Source organism: Wolbachia endosymbiont (group B) of Camptogramma bilineatum, from assembly GCF_947251825.1.
GTDB lineage: Bacteria > Pseudomonadota > Alphaproteobacteria > Rickettsiales > Anaplasmataceae > Wolbachia.
The window spans coordinates 291,714-309,391 of the sequence record NZ_OX366391.1 but is presented as its reverse complement, the minus strand read 5'-3'; the positions used below and the strand labels follow the sequence as shown (position 1 = coordinate 309,391).

The window sequence follows — 17,678 nt, the reverse complement described above, 5'->3', positions numbered from 1 at the left end:
GGTATTGAATATGAATAGTGACTCAAGAAATAAGCTACATTTTTGGTGGTTTATAGTAACAGTAGTATGTGTTATTATTACTTATTGCTATATGAAAGCAAAAGCTACAGATAATTATAAAACAATATTACAAATTGCATCTGAAATTTGTAACTTAGAGATTGTTAAATTCTCAGTAGAAAATTTGTTAGATACTAGCGTACAGATTAATAAGTTAACAGCATTACATCATGCATCTGATTCTGGGTGTCTAAGAATTGTTGAGTTTTTAGTGAAAGAAAAAGCAAATATAAATGCTACAGGTGGGTATATGGGATGGACAGCTTTGCACCATGCAGCAGATAAGGGACATTTGGAAATCGTTGAGTTTTTACTAAGCAAAGGAGCAAATCCTACAGCTACAGCTCAAGACGGAAGAAGACCTGGAAATATGGCTGTAGTGGAATCGCGACACAATAAAAATAACAAACATTACGATAAAATCATAAAGCTACTTGCTAAAGCAGAGGATCAATACGAATCAACAAAAAGTAATCACTAAAGCTGTAAGTTTTCTATGATCTCTATATAAATCCTCAAACTATCCATAATAGATTAATACTTTCGCATGAAAAAGCAAAAAATCCCAATAGCGGTAATAATAACAATAGTTCTACAGACTGTAGGATTCATATGGTGGTTGGCAAAACTTGACTTACGTGTACACATCCATGATAAATTTATAGAAAAAAAACAAGGACTAATCGAAATAGTCTATCGACTTGAAGAGAGAGTGAAAAACCTCACTGAAGAAGTCAACGAACTTGAAGCTATTCACAAACACAAATAAATTTTACAGTGACAAAGTACATTTTATCTGTAGATGGAGGTGGCATTAGAGGGATAATACCTGCCATTATTCTAGCAGAAATTGAATCTAGGCAAAAAAGCCAATTTCCCAGATTTTTGATTTAATGGCAGGAACCTCAACCGGTGGGATTATTGTTGCTGGACTTTGTAAAAGCAATAAACTTCAATACTCTGCCAATGATTTGGTTGAACTTTACCAAGAGTATGGAGCATATATCTTTCAATCATCATTTTGGAGAAAATCAATTGCTTCTTGGCTGAGTGGTTCTCAGTACTCATATAGAAATATGGAATTTATTCTCAACAAATACTTTGGTGAAAGTACTATGGCCGATGTTGCGAGTAATCTACTACTCACCAGTTATGACATTCACAATAGTTGTGAATTTTTCTTCAAAAGTTGGAAAGAAAAAAACATTAAGTTGAAAGATGCACTCAGAGCTACAACAGCTGCTCCAACGTACTTCACACCAAAACGTCTAAAAATTAGCCAAACAGAGAGAGTATTGATAGATGGTGGAGTGTTTGCCAATAATCCAGCGGCTTGTGCATATGCAAGTGGTAAGAGGTTATTTCCAAATGATGAGATTATACTGCTATCAATAGGCACTGGTGGAACAGATAGAAGTATAAAGTATGCTAACTCAAGGAAATTTGGCAAAATAGGGTGGATCAAGCCACTACTGAATGTGATGTTTGCCTCTGGATTGGATTGCGTTGATTATCAACTAGAACAAGTAATAGATGATAAATACATAAGAATACAATCGCAATTGAAAGTAGCATCGACTGAGATGGACAATATTACACTCAAAAATATCAAATCTCTTCAGCAAGAGGCAAATGCAATGATAAAGGACAACCAGAAATTAATAGATAAACTTTGCGATTTCATATCTTAATTTATACCAAGCAAAATTCAACTGAGCCAAAAAAGTTGGTTAGCAAATTCTACTGGTTAAATCATTAACTAACTTTACTTATATCTTAAACACATTCAATTTTCACACTCACCCAACTCATCAGCAGTTAGGCCACTTGCTCGCACAATAATATCAATAGCAACACCTTCCTTAACTAGATCTTTTGCAATCTTGATTTTCTCTGCTTTTTTAACCTTTTCTTTACCAGTTTGCATTCCTTCAGATAAAGATCTGGCTACCGTATCCAGTAATTCTTGATCCTCAATTTTTTCGCATTTACCTATAAACCCAAAAACTGGCTCATTTTCATATTCTGTTAGTCCAAGAGCTTTAATGTTAACTGATAATGTCTTTGCTATCTTATATAATATTTCAATTGGAATGTCTGTATATCCTCGTTCATAGTCGTGTATTTCTTTGGGTGTTGAACCGATTTTATTTGCCAAGTCCTCCTGAGTGTATTCCCGTATTAATCTCTGCTCTTTTATCCTTTTCCCCACTTTGTAGAGTATAGAATCAGTACAAATTTCTTTCTCTATATCATCATATTCATAAGTAAATAAGCGAGTCACTTGGGAAATAATATCAACTGAAACTCCTTCTTTCACTAGATTCTTTGCTACTTCTATTTTCGCTTCTTCTTGGCTAATTTTCTCGCTAATATATACAAACCTTACTAATGGATACAGCTTCTTGCGTAATTCCTGATCCTTAATTTCTCTATGTATTTTTGTTAGATAGACTATTTCTTTATCCTCATCTTCATACCAACTGTTTTCTCTTAGTACTGTTGGTACTGGAAGTAGATCTATAACATTAACTGATAATGCTCCTGCTATTATATACGATTCTTTGATTGTAATAGCCTTGCACCCTAGTTCAAAGTTATGTATTTCCTTATATGTTAAACCAATTTTGCTTGCTAATTTTGCCTGAGTATACCCTTGTACTATCCTACAACCTTCTATTTTTTTCCCCAGCTCGTAGCTCAATATGCTCTGAATTATCATAGATAAATCCTCTAAAAGCTGTTTTTCCTACAGAAGCAAACATATATTCTATCACAAAAAAATCCACTATTGGCTAAGTTTTTATGAAATCACAAAAATTCCTCAATCATATAATTTGATAAGCCTGTCGTTTGCAAGATAATATCAACAGAAATTCCTTCTTTCACTAAATTCCTTGCAACTTCAATCTTCTTTTCCTCTCTGACCTTTTCTCTACAAACATGTATACCTTCAAATAAAGACTTGATTAGCATATCGCGTAATTCCCGACTCTCAATCTTTTTGTATTCTTCTATCAACTTTGATAGCTTTTCTTCCGCTTCACTATCCTCATCTGATTCGGGAAGTAGATCTATGATACTGATTGATAATACCTTTGCTATTTCATCTAACATTTTAAGTGAGACAGCAGCTCTCCCTTGTTCATACTCGTATATTCCTTGATTTGTTATGCCAACTTTATTCGCTAAATCTTTTTGTGTATATCCTCGTATCAATCTCCACTCTTTTATCCTTTGCCCTACTTTGTATGGAATGGGAATTTTGTTCTCCTCACACTCACCAATAGATAAGTTAGTTGTTCGAGAGATAACATGAGCAGAAACTCCTACTTTCATCAAACCCCTTGCTACTTCTATTTTTACCGCTTTTCTGCTTCTTTCCTCACTCAAACGAATAAATTTGGTTAATAAATAAAATACCTCGCTTAATTCTTTATCTTTATAACCCTTTACTAAATTTAATATTTCTTCATCTTCAAAATATCTTTTTTCATTTGGTAGCGTCTCTCCACAAACTAGACCTTTAACATTTACTGATAATGCTTCTGCTATAGCATATAATTTCTTAATTGGAATTTTACGACTCACTTTTTCATATTGCAGTATTGCCCAGTACTTTACACCAACCTTCTCCGCTAAATCCTTCTGAGTATACCCTCTCTCTAACCTCCAATTTTTTACTTTTTGCCCCACCTCACAGTCTAGACTTTTTTCCATACAAAGAACCATACATATAATATTTTCTACTATAGCTCAAAGGCTCCAGATATAATGGTAGACTCTGGAACCTTAAAATAAATGAATTAAAGCCCCCTAAAAGTTTCTTTACTATTTTTACGTACTTTATCTACCCATGAAGACAATTTTTCACTTGGGCTATCAAACTCCTTCATAAGCTGCTTGCTATTCCATATGCCACATCTCATAAAACTTCCCTTTTCTACTGCTTCTTTAAGTTTTACTCCAGCAAAAAGACAATTTTTCCTATTTCTTCGCCTCTTTCTTGTAATTTAGACCACATTTCCTTATTTTCTACTCTGACTTGTACTTGATCATATTTTTTTACATCGTGGTACAATATAATATCTAGCTTACCAATGCTTGTAGGAAATTCTAATATAATAGAGCTTCCATCTGACATATCGATATAGTTTCTTATACCTCACTTCTCACTTTTAACCTCAACTGCATCATTGCCAATTTTTAAAATATTACTTCCTAACTCTCTCAGTATTTTGGCTACCTCTACCTTGCTATCCCCAGAAAATTCTATATACGATGTTGTATTATCTATTTCAACATCTATTAATTCTCCTTCTTGCACAGCACTTTCTCCAGCTTTCTCTAGTTCTTCTAGTCTCTCATCTATCTGTGGCTGAACTTCTGGTTGTAGCTCATTATAGATTTCACCTATCAATTTATTCTCCAATAAAGTATCATGAAACTCTGCACCGTTTAGCATTAGTTTACGTATTAGCTTTTTACGATCAGCCTTATCAAATTTATGAAAATGTGTACCCAATATTACATACTCAGCAAAGCTCCATTCCCCATCATTACATGCATTTAGCCTTTCTCCAGATGCTAATACTTGGTCTATGGCTTTATGCAATTCATTTACGCTTTTTGCCTCTACTACAGAACTCTTAAACCAGCTTAACTTTTCACTTTCGCTTGCACTTGGCTTTATTTTTTTCAAAGCTGAAGTAAATGGATTTAAATATTCTGCTTGATCGTTTAAAGGTTTTGTACCATATATATAATCAAGCCCTTTTCCATAGTTGATTTGAACGTCTCTATTAGAGGAGGGCACTTCTCCAGGTTTTTTAGCCTTATTAATTTTGCCTACAAAGGTGGATTGCTCCTTAGTACGACCAATTCCTATAATCGCATTTGATATTTCACCCTTTGATAATCTATCAAGATCAACATTTAATTCGTAAACACCTCCTTCTTGATCATCAAAAGGTACAATTATTTTATTAACCATATTAGCCTCCGCTATTAAATATACTTTACTAAGTCTACAACCGACTTTATTACTTTATTATTAACTTAATATATACTTTTTTATTAATTATAAGCAATAATTAATGCATTTACAAATACTTTCTTCATTTAAGTAGTTAAACAGCTCATGAAAATCTTCAAACATCTCCTTTATAACAGTCCTTGCTCTTTAAAGCTAAAATACCCAACACTTGTGATGATAATATGATCCAGTAACCTAATCCCTATAGTCTGACAAGCTTTAGCCAAGTCTTTAGTTACAGCTTCATCCTCATCAGATGGCTTTAACCTTCCTTCTGGGTGGTTATGCGATATTATTATTGACGTCGCTTTTCTTATTAATGCCTTTCTTGTTACTTCTCTTATGTAAAAAGGTACCTTATCTACTGTACCAGTAAACACTTCTCCCCCCCCTTTAAACGGCACTTTTGATCAAAATATATTATTTTCATCTTTTCCTCCTCTGAATAGCCAATACTCACCCTTAAATATTTTACTATGGTTTCCAAGTTATCCATTACAGGTCCTTTCTTTAACTCTTCTCTTGGTACTCTCTTTGAAGCTTCCTTTAGGCATAAAATTACTGCTACTGTAGAGTCAGTTATCCCTTCTATAGTTTTTAAGTCATCTATTTCCTGGCCTAAAACTCCTCCTATTCCAAAACTATCTATTAGCTTTCTAGCAATAATTCGAGCTTCTTCCCTGTCATGCACTGCACTTAGAAACGTTTCTATTACTTCACGATCAAGTAGTGCTTTACCGTTGCTTTCTAATGCTCTGAATTCTATTTCTTCTCTACGATCTTTCTTATTATTCATAAAAATTACCCTTCACTAATAACAAAATGTTTTTATATATTTACTGCTGTTTTTTTTTGTCAGCATTGGCATAGAGCCATAGCTTTCGAGTGAAGTCAAATCAATTTTTCAATCTTTTTTACTTATTTTTTTATCAAAAGTAAAGATATTAATAGATACTGATTTTTTTATTTTAAATTTGTTGAATTTCGTCTAAAGAGATGCCACTGTTTTTAAAATAATATTGATAGAAATTCCTCCTTTTACTAAATCCTTTGCAATTTTCATCTTTTCTGCTCTTTTCACTTTCTCTTCGCAAATTTGTATGCTTTTAAACAGAGATTTCATTAGTGCATTACGTAGTTCTTGGCTTTCAATCTTTTTGTATTCTTTTATTAAATCAGGTACCACTTTATCATCTGCATCTTCTGTTAGCTCAAGTAGGTCGATAATATTAATCGATAATGCCTTTGCTATCTCATATAATTTATCAAGTGGAACAGCAACCCTTCCTTGTTCATAATTGCTTATTTCGTCACGTGTTGTACTCATTTTCTCTGCTAAATCCTTTTGAGTATACTCCCGTACTGCCCTACACTCCTTTATCTTTTTTCCTATTTTGTAGTATATATAACCTGTTTTTTCTTCAACACATTCATCAGCAGAGAGGCCAATTGCCTGTGAAACAATATCAACAGAAATCCCTGCTTTAACCAGGCCCTTTGCAATTTTTACTTTCTCTGCTTTTTTACTACTTTTCTCACCAACTCGGGTAAATTTTGTTAGCAAGTAAAACACCTTGCGCAACTCTTGATCATTAATCGTTTTATATTTTCTTACTAGATTGAATATTTCCTCTTCTTCGTTTTTAAGGCAAATTGAATAAGATCTATGATGCCAACCGATAACACTTCTGCTATAGCATACAATTTCTCAATCGAAATTTTACGTATTCCTTTTTCATACTGTAGTACTATTTGATATGTTACACCGATTTTTCCCGCTAAATCTTTTTGAGTATATCCCTTTGCTAACCTAAAACTTCTTACCTTCTCTCCCACTTCGTGATCTAAAGAATTAGTATAGCTAACGGTCATTCTTTTTCATAACCTGCCATTTTAAAAGTTTTAGATAGAAATTTTGCTAGCATATGTTACCTTTGTTGAGAACTAGTATATTAAATGCCTATAATGTGACAAGCTAAGAAGTTCACACTTTAAATAGGTATCTTTGGAGGCTGCCAAATCATAAATCCATTTTTGGCATTTTAATATATCTTATAGAAGAGTTGATAAAAAGATCTACAAAAGGGCGTCTAAGGTGCATACTAGGGTTATCTATGAAGATAATTTTTCCCAACTCTTGAAATTTTGCTAACTTTAATAGGCTTTAGTATAAAAACGTTGTATATTTCTTCACAATTGTGTATAATTATCAATGCTTTTTACGTACTCTTGCTATGGCTCTTTCAAAGTTTCTCGACCCGAAGAATGATGTCGCATTTCGCCGTATCTTTGGTACTAAAAAGAATAAAGACATCCTCATTCACTTTCTCAACGATATTCTGGGCTTTACTGGCAAAAACGCAATACAGGATATAGAGTTCTTAAGTACTATTCAAGACCCTGATATTGCCTCTAAAAAACAAAGTATTGTTGATGTCCTCTGTAGAGATTCTTCAGGTGTTCAGTACGTTTGCGAGATGGTGCGACCTGAAAGTCTTCGGTCATATTGTTTAAAAGGAGAGGAATTCATTCAGAAAGAAACTGAAAGGATTCTAAAACTTATTAAACCAGATGTTTTGCCGTCTGAGTCTACGCATCAGTGCGAATCGGGCAACCGGTTGGTGCCAAGCGATGCGGACAATGAACCTCCTCTTAAAAAAGAAGATGCTCAATCGTGAGAGGGGCATAAACTGCAAGCATCATGTGGTTGGAGGGCTAGGCTAGTGGTATGGTGAACGTAAGTGAAGCTTTATAAGTACCGATACGATGAAAGAGCTAAAGATGCTGATAAGCTCTGACCAAAAGGTAATGTGACATTTTTCATTTCTGGATGTACGCAAATCACCGGTATAGAGAAGCCACCTAACCCACTGTTGTATGACTGGAGAAACAGGGTAAGCCTGTATTTTCGCCTACATGGCAAGCAAACCGCAAGGAATGCTGATGGAAGTGCAGGTAAAGGAGAATGGAGAAAGCGAATGCCATTTTGTAACGAAATGGATAGAATTTGTAACATTAATTCGCGTGAAAACGAGCAGACTTCCATTTGGTCCCTCGTGACAAGAAACTTTGTTAACCACTTAAGGTAGAAAAGCAGATGATTACAAGTAAACCTGTAAGTGCATCTACCGAAAGCTTTGAAGCATGGAAGCAATTGCCATGGAAGAAATGCCAGAAAGTTATTGTGAGGCTACAAAGACGTATTGTTAAGGCTGTCCAAGAAGGAAGATGGGGTAAGGTAAAAGCTTTACAACATCTTCTCACACGCTCTTTTAGCGGAAAAGCTTTGGCTGTTAAGAGAGTAACTGAAAACCAAGGAAAAACCACAGCAGGTGTAGATCGTCAACTATGGTCAACTTGCAATGCTAAATTTCAAGGAATAAAGCTGTTAAAACAAAGAGGATATAAACCTTCTCCGCTCAAACGAATTTATATCAGTAAATCTAATGGCAAAAGAAGGCCTCTTGGTATACCCACGATAAAAGATAGAGCGATGCAAGCATTATATCTGTTTGCTCTGGAACCGATAGCTGAAACGATCAGTGATCGTCACTCCTATGGCTTTAGACCTAAAAGATCCTGCGCGGATGCTATTGCTGCTTGTCACTTATTACTGGCAAGACGCAATCGACCACAATGGATACTAGAAGGTGATATCAAAGGGTGCTTTGACAACATTAACCATGAATGGCTTATGAAGCATATTCCTATGGAAAAGAAAATTCTTCATAGATGGTTAAAAGATGGTTTCCTAGAATCGAAAACTCTGTATCCCACAACTGCTGGCACTCCGCAAGGAAGTATAATTACCCCTACAACAACATTGCAAGCATTGATTTTTTTCCATATGAAAAGAGTCTGGAAGCTCTTTTACTCTAAACACGATGTTTACATCCTCAAAATTAATCTCAATTCGCTTAACTAACGTTCTAATAATATCACGTTTAGTTAGCCAGTCTGCATTATTAAGACTTGAGTTAATACTAGAGGAAAACCCCTCTAAATTTGTTACTACTAGAGTTAACTCTTGTGTGAGTTTTTTCTGATCAAATATCTTTTTCTTTTGTTCTTCAACCATTTTTAAGTTTTGTTTCATTGCTTTAACTCTTGGCTCAAATTCTTCTTGATCAATATATTCTTGAGCATAACTATCAATTAACCTTGCAATACCTCGTTTTAACTTATCTTCTTGTGTTTTAAGCAAAGCGCTTTTTTGATCTAGTGGTGATTTTTTAAGTTCTGAAAGTCTACGTTTATACTCCTCTAATATTCTATTTGGATTTTTTAATAGGTGTTTTACCTCTTCCCACACAGCCATGTCCAATGTATCTGTACGAATTAATTTGTTGTTACACATTTTATTACCGCCAAAACGGTATGAATCCGTACCAATACAACGATAATATACCTGATTATTAGTTTTTTTCCCCTCCTTATTCCTTGCAGTGCTAGTACCATAATATGCATAATTGCAAAGCTTACATACTACTAAACCTTGCAATAAATGTTTTGCTCCTCTTTGTCTTGTTCTTGCTATTTTTCTATTCTCAGCTAATTGTTCTTGAACGATTTCAAATAAATCTTCGCTTACTATACTAGGTACTTTAATATAAATCCAATCCTCTTTTGGAACAGGATAAGTAGAATAATTATCTTTTGGATGCTCGCAGGAGTTTTTTTCGGTCTTATATGTTTTAGTTTTACGCCAAACCTTGTTTTACCAAAAGCTGCTTGTCCTTTATAAGCAGTGTTTTTTAACATACTCAAAACTACAGCCCTATCCCAATACTCTTTTCCAGTTCTCGTCATAATGGAAATAGCACTTAGCCTACGACATACTTCTCCTATACTGGCTCTTTCTCTTCCTACCCAAGAAAATACTTTACGAACAACTTCAGCTTCTTCTTCATAAATCTCAAATAAGGCCTGTCCTGTTTCTGTATTTTTGTTTATATAACGATAGCCATAAGGAGCAGCACTCATTACACTTATACAACCCTTATTTGCTGCATAAATCTTTCCTCGACGACTTCGTTCCATGATTTTTGCACGTTCGTATTCTGCTATCATACCTTGCATTTGTAATAGTAATTGAGATTCTGGATTATCGCTAATTTGATAATTTAAAAAAATGACTTCCACTCCTAACTTCTTAAACTCTTCAAGTAATATCATCTGATATGCATACTTACGAGATAAACGATCAGGAGAATGAATATAAACCTTATCAATGTTACCTTCTGCTATTTTATCACGTAATTTTTCCAAACCAGGACGGATTATGTTAGAACCACTATAACCATTATCAATAAATTTATATTCATTTAATAATTTATGTCCATCCATACTAATTTGATTCTCTATAGCAGCAATTTGGCTTGCTATTGTATCTTCTTGTGCTTGCCTCCCTGAAGAAACTCTTGCATATAAACTAACTGTTACCATTTTACCGTCCTCAAATCTACTTTCTTATATTCAGAGTTTTCTTCCTTTTTGCTCGCTTTTATTGGTTTACTTAACACTAATTTTTCATATGCATCTAATAGATACAACTCTGCTAATCGATTTACTTCATAACTACAACTAATCCGCACTATTAATTTCTTGTTGCCCATGAGCTCTACCATATATTATCCATCGAGACATATGGTTATTTGATCATTAGCTCTATAAATAAATTCAACTCTCCGTTCTTTTTGTAGAAGCTTTCGAGAAATAGTCTTCTCAAGTTTCAGGTTTATTGCAATATTGTTGGCGGAGTCCCGTCTCGTGTTTTAGCAAGTCATCTACTGCTGAAAGGTAGAAATTCATTTTACCGGCGTATTCTGGTTTAAACTTATTATCTTTCAATTCAATTACTATAAAACAACGTAATTTTAGATGGTAGAATAATAGATCGACAAAGAAGTCTTCATCACCAACATCTAAATGAAATTGTCTACCTACAAATGCAAAGCCTTCACCAAGTTCTAACAAAAACTTCTCCATATGTCCTACAAGACCTTTTTCTACTTCTCTTTCATGAGCATCCTTTCCTATACTTAAAAAATCAAAAATATATGGATCTTTTAACGTGTAATGCGCTAGATCTGATTGAGGTGAAGGTAACTTCTCTTTAAAATTAGTGATAGCCTTTCCTTGACGTTTATGTAACCCAAGTTCAATCTGCATTACCATGATGTTTCTTGACCAGCCATGTTCTATAGCTTCTTTTATGTAGAATAGCCTCGCTTCTTTGTCCCGAACTAAGTCCATCAGAAATACATTATGTCCCCATGGCAATTGGGCAACAAGTTGTTGCACAAATTCAATATCTTGATATTCCCCTGCAAACTGCCTCATATATTTTAGATTTCTTGTGCTAAAACCTTTCATTTCTGGAAACTCAGCCTTTAAGTCTCTACTTAACTGCTCAATTACTTTGGATCGGAGAGTAGACCGGCGGAACTTCCCCAGCCAATCTCTCGCAAAACTGTACGTAAATCTCTCGATTTATACAGCTTCCATTATTCAGCCTTTTGACCTAACCCTACTGTCCAGTGGTAGAAAGTCTTTGGATTCTCTTCTTTTATTTTTCCTAGAAGTTGCCTTGCTAGTCTTTTTCCAAGTTTCGGATATTTCTTTCTTGTCCACTTTTCTAGATGTTGCTCTACATTGTTAAGAGGTTTATACACCTCCGATTGGTAAAACCTGCCATAGTACTGATACCAGCCTCTGACTATTGGATTTACTTTCTTTGATATCTCCTCTAATGTTATGTGTGTTTTTCGTAGTATTTTCCATGACCTTATGGTTGTAGTAATCTTTTTCTTAACCTTATTGCTAATTGCTGGAAGAAATGCAACGAAATATTTCCCTATCTTGCTCTTTGCTTTTCTAGGTCTAAAAGTATATCCTAGGTAATCAAAGCTTTGTGTAGGAAACATATTCTTCCTGTTGCCATCCTTACAATACACAATTTGTGTTTTATCAGGATGTAACTTTAGCTTATATTTGGCTAATCTTTCTTCGATCATTACTCTCATAAATTCTGCCTGTTTTTGCGTCTTGCAGTGCACTATTGCATCATCTACATACCTCTCAAATGGTACTGTAGGGTAGTTCTGTTTCATCCATATATCAAATACGTGATGCATGAATATATTCGAAATGATTGGGCTAACTGAACCTCCTTGCGGAACTCCCTTTTCCCTAACTACCTTACTGCCATCTTCTAGCTGAATAGCGGCTTTCATCCACCTTTCAACATACAGTATGATCCATTTGCAGTTTGTATGCTTCTTGATAGCTTGCAATGCCAACTCGTGATCCAAATTGTCGAAAAACCCGGATATATCTAGATCTATCGTCCAATCATACCTCCAGCATCTTTTCCTTGCAGTATCTACCGCATCCAGTGCTGATTTATTTGGTCTATAACCATATGAATCTTCATGGAATTTTGGCTCTACTAGCAGCTCAAGATACATAGAAGCAGCCGTTTGCCCTATCCTGTCGAATACTGAAGGAACACCTAAAATTCTTTGTCCCCCTCCCGTATCTTTCGGTATTGCTACAGCTTTTACAGGCTCTGGAAAATAACTTCCTGATGACATCCGATTCCATAGTTTGTACAGATTATCCTTCAGGTTCTCTTCAAACTTTGTTATCGATACCTCATCCACACCAGCCGCACCTTTATTTTTCGATACTTGTTTATAAGCCCTCCAAATAAGTTGCTTTGGTATATAAAAAGACTTTGTTTTATTCATTAACTCCTCCCTTTCGGTTGATACATAATTAAAACTGAATAACTCAGCTCCTTCGCTCCCTTTCCATTACAGAAACTTCTTCACTACTACAAGCTGATCCGCCCCTGTTCTTCGCATCGGTACTCTCATCCTTGAAGTTTAGCTTCTTGGATTTCTCCCTTGTCATCGAAACGACAGGTTCCCGCAGTTCTACACAATAGCCTATAATAGTTTTCACGCCACCTATATGCCGGACGCCACCTACCCAGTAAGCAAGTTCCTTGTAGATCTATCCCAGGAGAGATGGGAGCTCCTGGTTTTGACGTCGTCTCAGCCCTTTCGACACTTCATCAGTGGTTCATTTTCATTCGCCTCTCTATTTCGTACATGACACGTATTTATGCCTTTTCCATAACGCTCACTACCTTGACTCTTTATCAAAGCAGCTTATGGTTGTTTAAAGCCTGCTCTTGCAAGCCGACTTTGAGGGACCTTCCCTCATCTATTGTGCAGCTTAAGCACTTAGTTTGCTCATTTCTGATCATTCTTTGTGTCTCTACGGCACACCCCAACCTTGGCTCTTTTGTTTTTCTAGAATCTGTGTTCCAATATAATGATAAAGTAGTAGTAGCTCTTTATTTACTGTTCTTGCTGCTTTATAACGACTAATAGCAATCTGTTCTTTCAGCTGCTCTAAAAATTCTGTATATTCTTTTGCTATAATTTTTGTCATACGGTTCCTTTCAACGATTTTCATCATTATATGATCCCCTTACTCGTTGAAAAAACAATTTTCCTCTTTGGCTTCATGCCCGCAACTTTTAACCCCGCTTTTATTCGTTGCCTGAGCTCCAATAAATCCTTTATTTGAACTTCCCCGTACCGTACAATATGGTCACCATATGCAATTGATACTACTCTCTCTCCATTTTGTAGTTTCTTTATCGCTTCTTCGACTTGAATTAAATATTCTTCGTTATACATTTCACTTCTCATTCAACCATTGGCTTTGCCTTACTTTTTTAGGCTTTTTGCTTTCCATTTTTCCACTCAAACTATTCCATTTACTCTCTGGCCAACGATCGATTCCAAGCGCAATAGATGCTGCTCTCGCATAAATTCGGCAATCTAGTACTTCATTTCTTTCTCTTACCTTTTGCCACTCTTGTTTGGTGTATCCTTTTACTACTTTGCTGACTAATTGCTCTGCTGTTAGCTGCTTAAAATACTCAGGTGCATACTCGGGAAAATGACAATACCCTGCTGGCACTTCTTCTTTTTCCCCGTTTTTTAAAACATTAAGTAGCTGAAAAAGCTCTGATTTTAATATCGATACTCCCACTGGCCAGAGCTTTATTCCTCTTTTCAGCTTTTGACCACCAACTGTTATATCTACTCTGCTTGGACTGCTAAGTGGTACTAGAGCTTTATTTACCCCGCCAACAATGTTGCAAATTTTTCTTTTCTTCTCGATTATTTCCAGGAGAGTTTGGTAGCTCTTTTACACGAAATACCACATTTACGTCCTCAAGGTTAATTTCAATTCTCTTGACTAACGTTCTAATAATATCACGTTTAGTTAGCCAGTCTGCGTTATCAAGGTTTGATGTAATATTGGAAGAAAAGTCTTCTAAATTGGTTACAACCAAAGTTAATTCCTGTTTTAATTTCTTTTGATCGAATATCCTTTTCTTCTCCTCTTCAATTGTTTTTAAACTTTGTTTCATTGCTTTAATTCGTGGTTCAAATTCTTCTTGATTAATATATTCTTGAGCATAACTATCAATAAGTCTAGCAATACCACGTTTTAATTTATTTTCTTGTTTCTCTAGTAAATCGCTTTTTTGATCCCATGATGATTTTTTAAGCTCTGAAAGTCTACGCCTGTATTCTTCTAAAACCCTATTTGGATTTTTCAATAAATGCTTAACCTCTTCCCACACGGCTGTTTCTAATGCATCTGTACGAATGTGTTTATTATCACAAATTTTATTACCACCAAAACGGTAAGAATCTCTACCAATACAACGATAATAAGCATAATGATCAATTTTTTCTCCTCGCTTATTTCTTACAGGACTTCCGTAATATGCATAACGACAACGCTTACATACGATTAAACCTTGTAGTAAATGTTTTGCTCCTCTTTCTCTTGTCCTTGCTATTTTTCTATTCTCAGCTAATTGTTCTTGAACTATATCAAATACATCTTCGTCCACTATATTTGGCACTTTAACATAAATCCAATTTGCTTTTTCAACAGAATAGGTAGAGTAATTATCTTTCGGTTGTTCACAAGAATGTTTCTGTGGTCTGATATGTTGTAACTTTATACCTACTTTTGTTTTACCAAAAGCCGCTTGTCCTTTGTAAGCAGGATTTTTTAACATACCCCAAATCACACTTCTATCCCAGCACTTTTTTCCTGTTCGTGTTATAATAGACATAGTGTTTAGCCGACGACACACTTCCCCAATACTTGTCCTTTCTCTTCCTATCCACAAAAATACTTTCCTAACAACATTAGCTTCTTCTTCGTTTATTTCAAATAAAGCTTGTCCTCCTCCCATATATTTATCTATATAACGACAACCATAAGGAGCTCCTCCCATTACGCTTACACAACCTTTATTAGCTGCATAAATCTTTCCGCGACGACTTCATTCCATAATTTTCGCTCGTTCATATTCTGCTATCATACCTTGCATTTGTAACAGCAATTGAGATTCTGGATTATCGTTAATCTCATAATTTAAGAAAACCGTTTCTGCTCCTGCTTTCTCAAATTCTTCAAGTAATACCATTTGATATGCATATTTTCTAGATAAGCGATCAGGTGAATGAATGTAAATTCTATCAATTTTACCTTCTGTTACTTTATCACGTAACTTTTCTAGATCAGGACGGACTAGATTAGATCCACTGTAGCCATTATCAATAAATTTATACTCACTTAATAATTTGTATCCATCCGTACTAATTTGCTTCTCTAAAGCTGCAACTTGACTTGCTATTGTATTTTCTTGTGCTTGTTTCCCCGAAGAAACTCTTGCATATAAACTCACTGTTACCATTTGATCCTCCTTGAATCCCATTTTTATGTTTTAAATTTTTTTGGCTTACTTGCTTTGACACGGCTTTTTCATAAGCATCTAACAAATACTTTTCTGCCAACCGGTTAGTTTCATAGCTACAGCTAATCCGTATAGCTAATCTCTTATTTCCCATGAACTTTCCTTGAAATAATATGTTCATATCATTCATTGAAACTGATGGTTAATTGATTGTTGGCACTATAAATAAATGGCACTCTTGTTTTTGGACATAGAAGTTTTCGAGAAATGCTTTTCTCTAATTTTACGTTTTTTGCAACATTGTTGGCGGGGTAATTACACCTTTGACTGCCATTACTCTTCCACAGCCTTGATGACCTCTTATCCAATTGTATACTTCTTGCGTTGCATATCCAGCATCTACTGCCATCATACTTATCATATATTCAAGCCCATTTTCACCGATAAAATGATGATTTAACAGCTCTGAAAGCTTTTTCCATACTTCTCCACTTCCTGTATCTCCTTCAAATACTCGGTAGTCTATTGACCAATTTTCTCTGCCTTTTCCCCAGGCTACAACTTCTACTTCCAAGCGATCTTTTTGAACATCTACTCCTGCTGTGAGAACTACTTCGCCTTTTGGTACTGTGCCAATCTGAAAAAATTCTCTCCTGTTAAATAATTGCTTCCAGTCCGGTACTTCTCCTTTATCTACCCAGGTTTCTCCAAGCGTGGTATTTATCCAAACTTTCAGTAATTGTTCACTTTCCTTTGCATGGAGAAAGTCCTCTACTGCTTGTTGCCAACTATACCAGCCAACTGGACTATAAAGACTTGAAAGATGAAATCCTTTTTTCTCACCTTCTTTTGCCTCTGTAGCTCTCCATTCTCCACGTTCTAGCATCTCTGTCTTTTGATGATTTTCTATTTTGCCGCTACATTCAGTGCAGACATAATGTGCTGTTCTTGAGTCGTTATTTTCCCATTTTATTTGTGACCATTTTAGAACTTGATAGTAATTACAATGCGGACATGGTACAAAAAAATATCTCTTATCTGTTGCTTCAAACTCCTTCTCAATTCTGCTTATTCCATGAATCGTTGGTGTTGATACTAAAAAAATCTTTCGACGTGCAAATGTATTAGTTCGAGCAATACTGAGCAGTACTGGATCACCTTCTCCTCCTGAATCTCCTGGATAGGCATCTATTTCATCAAGAAAGAGATATTTTACTGGCATGGATCTAAGTCCTACACTGCTGTTTGCTCCGGTTATTACTACTATTCCACCTGGAAATTCCTTACTTTGTACAGTATTGCCTGAATCTCTTGATCTTGGGTCTTTTACTTTACTTTTTAAACATGGTGTACTTTCAATCAGTGGCGCAAATCTTCCTTTTGACCAACGCTTTCCCATTTTAACTGTTGGCTGTACTACTAGCATTGGTCCTGGTGTTTGATCGATGATATAGCCAATCCAATTGTTGCCAGCTTCTGTTCCTCCAATCTGCGCTCCCTTCATAAATACTACTTTTTCTGCTGGTGAGGACGGAGAAAGTGAATCCATGATTTCTTTTAAATAAGGAGTTCTTTCCGTTCTCCACTTTCCTGGCTCTGATGCTGCAGTTGGTGCTAGAACTCGATACTCATTCGCCCACTCTGATACTTTAAGCTGGGGATCTGGCTTTAATCCTGAACAAAAACTGGCACTGTAGATCATTATGCTCCACTCAAACAACTGTTGTGTAAACTTTCTACTTCAACACTATCAATTTCTGATCTGACACTTTCTGTGCC

General features: G+C 35.4%; 13 protein-coding genes and 9 pseudogenes. 6 read left to right on the top strand and 16 right to left on the bottom strand.

The genetic code is table 11. The annotated features are described in order from the left end of the window. Window positions 1–10 precede the first annotated feature (10 nt). The 3 genes and pseudogenes from OPR44_RS01625 (at window position 11) to OPR44_RS01615 (ending at window position 1,751) form a co-directional block, all read left to right on the top strand. On the top strand, window positions 11–541 hold the full coding sequence (locus OPR44_RS01625) for an ankyrin repeat domain-containing protein (protein ID WP_265015136.1): 531 nt from the start codon (window positions 11–13) through the stop codon (window positions 539–541). Between the two features lie 66 nt (window positions 542–607). Beyond that, entirely contained in the window at window positions 608–829 is a 222-nt protein-coding gene (locus OPR44_RS01620) for a hypothetical protein (RefSeq protein WP_265015135.1), read from the top strand. An 8-nt stretch (window positions 830–837) separates the two neighbouring features. Further along, window positions 838–1,751, top strand: a pseudogene (locus OPR44_RS01615) (patatin-like phospholipase family protein). 95 nt (window positions 1,752–1,846) lie between these two features. Here OPR44_RS01615 and wmk (OPR44_RS01610) read toward each other — a convergent pair. The 5 genes and pseudogenes from wmk (OPR44_RS01610) to wmk (OPR44_RS01585) form a co-directional block, all read right to left on the bottom strand. After that, window positions 1,847–2,782, bottom strand: coding sequence for a WO male-killing family protein Wmk (wmk, locus tag OPR44_RS01610; protein WP_265015134.1), 936 nt, complete (start codon window positions 2,780–2,782; stop codon window positions 1,847–1,849). 89 nt (window positions 2,783–2,871) lie between these two features. Beyond that, the gene (gene wmk / locus OPR44_RS01605) at window positions 2,872–3,780 is read right to left on the bottom strand and encodes a WO male-killing family protein Wmk (RefSeq protein ID WP_265015133.1); all 909 of its coding nucleotides are present in this window, start codon (window positions 3,778–3,780) and stop codon (window positions 2,872–2,874) included. An 86-nt stretch (window positions 3,781–3,866) separates the two neighbouring features. Continuing rightward, window positions 3,867–5,053 (bottom strand): annotated as a pseudogene (locus OPR44_RS01600) (hypothetical protein). Between the two features lie 170 nt (window positions 5,054–5,223). Then, window positions 5,224–5,891 (bottom strand): annotated as a pseudogene (locus tag OPR44_RS01590) (JAB domain-containing protein). A gap of 172 nt (window positions 5,892–6,063) precedes the next feature. Next, window positions 6,064–6,967 (bottom strand): annotated as a pseudogene (wmk, locus tag OPR44_RS01585) (WO male-killing family protein Wmk). 362 nt (window positions 6,968–7,329) lie between these two features. On the opposite strand from wmk (OPR44_RS01585), the pseudogene OPR44_RS08635 reads away from it, so the two are divergent. The 3 genes and pseudogenes from OPR44_RS08635 to OPR44_RS01570 form a co-directional block, all read left to right on the top strand. Beyond that, window positions 7,330–7,575 (top strand): annotated as a pseudogene (locus tag OPR44_RS08635) (PD-(D/E)XK nuclease family transposase); the annotation flags it as partial. Window positions 7,576–7,905: 330 nt separating this feature from the next. Further along, window positions 7,906–8,184 (top strand): hypothetical protein, encoded by a 279-nt coding sequence (locus tag OPR44_RS01575; RefSeq protein WP_265014542.1) that lies wholly within the window; start codon window positions 7,906–7,908, stop codon window positions 8,182–8,184. Window positions 8,185–8,192: 8 nt separating this feature from the next. Beyond that, entirely contained in the window at window positions 8,193–9,020 is an 828-nt protein-coding gene (locus tag OPR44_RS01570) for a reverse transcriptase N-terminal domain-containing protein (RefSeq protein ID WP_265015129.1), read from the top strand. A 429-nt stretch (window positions 9,021–9,449) separates the two neighbouring features. Here the strand turns inward: OPR44_RS01570 and OPR44_RS08830 are convergent. From OPR44_RS08830 to OPR44_RS01515, 11 genes and pseudogenes are all read right to left on the bottom strand, one after another. Continuing rightward, window positions 9,450–9,596 (bottom strand): annotated as a pseudogene (locus OPR44_RS08830) (hypothetical protein); the annotation flags it as partial. A gap of 89 nt (window positions 9,597–9,685) precedes the next feature. After that, window positions 9,686–10,540: a recombinase family protein gene (locus tag OPR44_RS01560; protein WP_265015128.1), complete on the bottom strand. Its 855-nt coding sequence runs from the start codon at window positions 10,538–10,540 to the stop codon at window positions 9,686–9,688. Beyond that, complete coding sequence (locus OPR44_RS01555) at window positions 10,534–10,722, bottom strand: hypothetical protein (RefSeq protein WP_038249248.1); 189 nt, start codon at window positions 10,720–10,722, stop codon at window positions 10,534–10,536. The genes OPR44_RS01560 and OPR44_RS01555 overlap by 7 nt, the downstream gene beginning before the upstream one ends. A 136-nt stretch (window positions 10,723–10,858) precedes the next feature. Next, window positions 10,859–11,521 (bottom strand): annotated as a pseudogene (locus tag OPR44_RS01550) (PDDEXK nuclease domain-containing protein); the annotation flags it as partial. A gap of 80 nt (window positions 11,522–11,601) precedes the next feature. Further along, complete coding sequence (ltrA, locus tag OPR44_RS01545; protein ID WP_265015126.1) at window positions 11,602–12,846, bottom strand: group II intron reverse transcriptase/maturase; 1,245 nt, start codon at window positions 12,844–12,846, stop codon at window positions 11,602–11,604. A 535-nt stretch (window positions 12,847–13,381) separates the two neighbouring features. Beyond that, entirely contained in the window at window positions 13,382–13,585 is a 204-nt protein-coding gene (locus OPR44_RS01540) for a DUF1016 N-terminal domain-containing protein (RefSeq protein ID WP_265015125.1), read from the bottom strand. Beyond that, on the bottom strand, window positions 13,585–13,809 hold the full coding sequence (locus OPR44_RS01535) for a hypothetical protein (RefSeq protein WP_211908700.1): 225 nt from the start codon (window positions 13,807–13,809) through the stop codon (window positions 13,585–13,587). Before OPR44_RS01535 ends, OPR44_RS01540 begins: the two co-directional genes overlap by 1 nt. A 1-nt stretch (window position 13,810) precedes the next feature. After that, window positions 13,811–14,269, bottom strand: a pseudogene (locus OPR44_RS01530) (terminase gpA endonuclease subunit); the annotation flags it as partial. Next, the gene (locus OPR44_RS01525; RefSeq protein ID WP_265015432.1) at window positions 14,253–15,395 is read right to left on the bottom strand and encodes a recombinase family protein; all 1,143 of its coding nucleotides are present in this window, start codon (window positions 15,393–15,395) and stop codon (window positions 14,253–14,255) included. The gene OPR44_RS01525 and the pseudogene OPR44_RS01530, both read right to left, overlap by 17 nt. A 90-nt stretch (window positions 15,396–15,485) precedes the next feature. Next, window positions 15,486–15,920, bottom strand: coding sequence for a recombinase family protein (locus tag OPR44_RS01520; RefSeq protein WP_265015124.1), 435 nt, complete (start codon window positions 15,918–15,920; stop codon window positions 15,486–15,488). A gap of 295 nt (window positions 15,921–16,215) precedes the next feature. Beyond that, window positions 16,216–17,601, bottom strand: a pseudogene (locus OPR44_RS01515) (phage terminase large subunit family protein); the annotation flags it as partial. Window positions 17,602–17,678: the final 77 nt, after the last annotated feature.